This is a genomic window from Vogesella aquatica (genome assembly GCF_028548455.1).
Taxonomy (GTDB): domain Bacteria; phylum Pseudomonadota; class Gammaproteobacteria; order Burkholderiales; family Chromobacteriaceae; genus Vogesella; species Vogesella aquatica.
Genome location: NZ_JAQQLF010000038.1, coordinates 1 through 3452, shown reverse-complemented (window position 1 = coordinate 3452; position 3452 = coordinate 1). Strand labels below are relative to the sequence as shown.

The following is a 3452-nucleotide window of genomic DNA, read 5'->3' as shown; positions in this document are numbered from 1 at the left end:
ACGCTCAGCGTGTTGCTGGCGTCGCTGATGTTGGCGCTTGGCGTCAGCGTGGCGGTCCAGGTGATGCCGCCGTCGCTGCTGGCCAGGTTGCTCAGCGTGCCGTTCGGCACCGTCACGTCGGCCACGGTAAAGCCGGTTACCGCTTCGCTGAAGGTAAAGGTGACGGTGGCGGTCTCGCCGACTTTCAGCGCGCTGTCGCTGACGCTGATGTCGGTCAGGGTTGGCCGCGCGGTGTCGATGGCGATGTTGCCGGACTCGCTGCTGCCGCTGCCGGCGTTACCGGCCAGGTCGCTCACGCCACTGTTGTCGAGGGTGATGACGTTGCTGGTCGAGGTGACATCGCTATCCGGGGTAAAGGTGGCTGTCCAGGTCACGCCGCCGTCGCTGCTGCTGACGGCGCTGAGCGTGCCGTTGGCCACGGTCAGGTCGGCATTGGTAAAGCCGGTCACCGCTTCGCTGAAGGTGATGGTCACCAGGCTGGTCTCGCCCACTTTCAGCGCGCTGTCGCTCAGCGTGATGGTGGCGGTTGGCCGCGCGGTGTCGATGGCGTAGTTGCCGCTATCGGTGCTGCCGCTGCCGGCGTTACCGGCCGCGTCGCTCACGCCACTGTTGTCGAGGGTGATGACGTTGCTGGTCGAGGTGACATTGCTATCCGGGGTAAAGGTGGCTGTCCAGGTCACGCCGCCGTCGCTGCTGCTGACGGCGCTGAGCGTGCCGTTGGCCACGGTCAGGTCGGCATTGGTAAAGCCGCTGACCGCCTCGCTGAAGGTGATGGTAACGGTGGCGGTCTCGCCCACTTTCAGCGCGCTGTCGCTCAGCGTGATGGTGGCGGTTGGCCGCGCGGTGTCGATGGCGTAGTTGCCGCTATCGGTGCTGCCGCTGCCGGCGTTACCGGCCGCGTCGCTCACGCCACTGTTGTCGAGGGTGATGACGTTGCTGGTCGAGGTGACATTGCTATCCGGGGTAAAGGTGGCTGTCCAGGTCACGCCGCCGTCGCTGCTGCTGACGGCGCTGAGCGTGCCGTTGGCCACGGTCAGGTCGGCATTGGTAAAGCCGCTGACCGCCTCGCTGAAGGTGATGGTAACGGTGGCGGTCTCGCCCACTTTCAGCGCACTGTCGCTCAGCGTGATGGTGGCAGTTGGCCGCACGGTGTCGATGGCGTAGTTGCCGCTATCGGTGCTGCCATTGCCGGCGTTGCCGGCGAGGTCGGCCACGCCGGTCAGGTCGACGCTCAGCACGTTGCTGGCGTCGCTGATGTTGGCGCTTGGCGTCAGCGTGGCGGTCCAGGTGATGCCGCCGTCGCTGCTGGCCAGATTGCTCAGCGTGCCGTTCGGCACCGTCACGTCGGCATTGGTAAAGCCGCTGACCGCCTCGCTGAAGGTGATGGTCACCAGGCTGGTTTCGCCCACTTTCAGCGCACTGTCGCTCTGCGTGATGGTGGCAGTTGGCCGCACGGTGTCGATGGCGTAGTTGCCGCTATCGGTGCTGCCATTGCCGGCGTTACCGGCCAGGTCGCTCACGCCACTGTTGTCGAGGGTGATGACGCTGCTGGTCGAGGTGACATCGCTATCCGGGGTAAAGGTGGCCGTCCAGGTCACGCCGCCGTCGCTGCTGCTGACGGCACTGAGCGTGCCGTTGGCCACGGTCAGGTCGGCATTGGTAAAGCCGGTCACCGCTTCGCTGAAGGTGATGGTCACCAGGCTGGTCTCGCCCACTTTCAGCGCGCTGTCGCTCAGCGTGATGGTGGCGGTTGGCCGCACGGTGTCGATGGCGTAGTTGCCGCTATCGGTGCTGCCATTGCCGGCGTTGCCGGCGAGGTCGGCCACGCCGGTCAGGTCGACGCTCAGCACGTTGCTGGCGTCGCTGATGTTGGCGCTCGGCGTCAGCGTGGCGGTCCAGGTGATGCCACCGTCGCTGCTGCTGACGGCGCTGAGCGTGCCGTTGGCCACGGTCAGGTCGGCATTGGTAAAGCCGCTGACCGCCTCGCTGAAGGTGATGGTCACCTGGCTGGTTTCGCCCACTTTCAGCGCGCTGTCGCTCAGCGTGATGGTGGCGGTTGGCCGCACGGTGTCGATGGCGTAGTTGCCGCTATCGGTGCTGCCATTGCCGGCGTTGCCGGCCAGGTCGCTCACGCCACTGTTGTCGAGGGTGATGACGTTGCTGGTCGAGGTGACATTGCTATCCGGGGTAAAGGTGGCGGTCCAGGTCACGCCGCCGTCGCTGCTGCTGACGGCACTGAGCGTGCCGTTGGCCACGGTCAGGTCGGCATTGGTAAAGCCGCTGACCGCCTCGCTGAAGGTGATGGTCACCAGGCTGGTCTCGCCCACTTTCAGCGCACTGTCGCTCAGCGTGATGGTGGCAGTTGGCCGCACGGTGTCGATGGCGTAGTTGCCGCTATCGGTGCTGCCATTGCCGGCGTTGCCGGCGAGGTCGGCCACGCCGGTCAGGTCGACGCTCAACACGTTGCTGGCGTCGCTGATGTTGGCGCTCGGCGTCAGCGTGGCGGTCCAGGTGATGCCGCCGTCGCTGCTGCTGAGGTTGCTCAGCGTACCGTTCGGCACCGTCACGTCGGCGGTGGTGAAGCCGCTGACCGCTTCGCTGAAGGTGAAGGTGACGGTGGCGGTGTCGCCCACTTTCAGCGCGCTGTCGCTGACCTGAATGCTGTTCAACGTTGGCAGTGCCGTATCGATGGCGATGTTGCCGGAGTCGGTGCTGCCACTGCCGGCGTTGCCGGCGAGGTCGGCCACGCCGGTCAGGTCGACGCTCAGCACGTTGCTGGCGTCGCTGATGTTAGCGCTCGGCGTCAGCGTGGCGGTCCAGGTGATGCCGCCGTCGCTGCTGCTGAGGTTGCTCAGCGTACCGTTCGGCACCGTCACGTCGGCGGCGGTGAAGCCGCTCACCGCTTCGCTGAAGGTGAAGGTGACGGTGGCGGTGTCGCCCACTTTCAGCGCACTGTCGCTGACCTGAATGCTGTTCAACGTTGGCAATGCCGTATCGATGGCGATGTTGCCCGAGTCGGTGCTGCCACTGCCGGCGTTGCCGGCGAGGTCGGCCACGCCGGTCAGGTCGACGCTCAGCGCGTTGCTGGCGTCGCTGATGTTGGCGCTCGGCGTCAGCGTGGCGGTCCAGGTGATGCCGCCGTCGCTGCTGCTGAGGTTGCTCAGCGTACCGTTCGGCACCGTCACGTCGGCGGTGGTGAAGCCGCTCACCGCTTCGCTGAAGGTGAAGGTGACGGTGGCGGTGTCGCCCACTTTCAGCGCGCTGTCGCTGACCTGAATGCTGTTCAACGTTGGCAGTGCGGTATCGATGGCGTAGTTATTGGAGTCGGTGCTGCCGCTGCCGGCGTTGCCGGCGGCGTCGCTAATGCCAGTATTATCGAGAGTGATCAGGTTGCTGCTGTCGCTGACGTTAGCGCTCGGCGTCAGCGTGGCGGTCCAGGTGATGCCACCGTC

At 65.8% G+C, this 3452-nt stretch carries 1 protein-coding gene; it reads right to left on the bottom strand.

Going from position 1 to position 3452, the window contains the following annotated elements:
* The coding region (locus tag PQU95_RS18405) for a beta strand repeat-containing protein (protein WP_272753348.1) at positions 1-3452 on the bottom strand (3452 nt) is incomplete at both ends.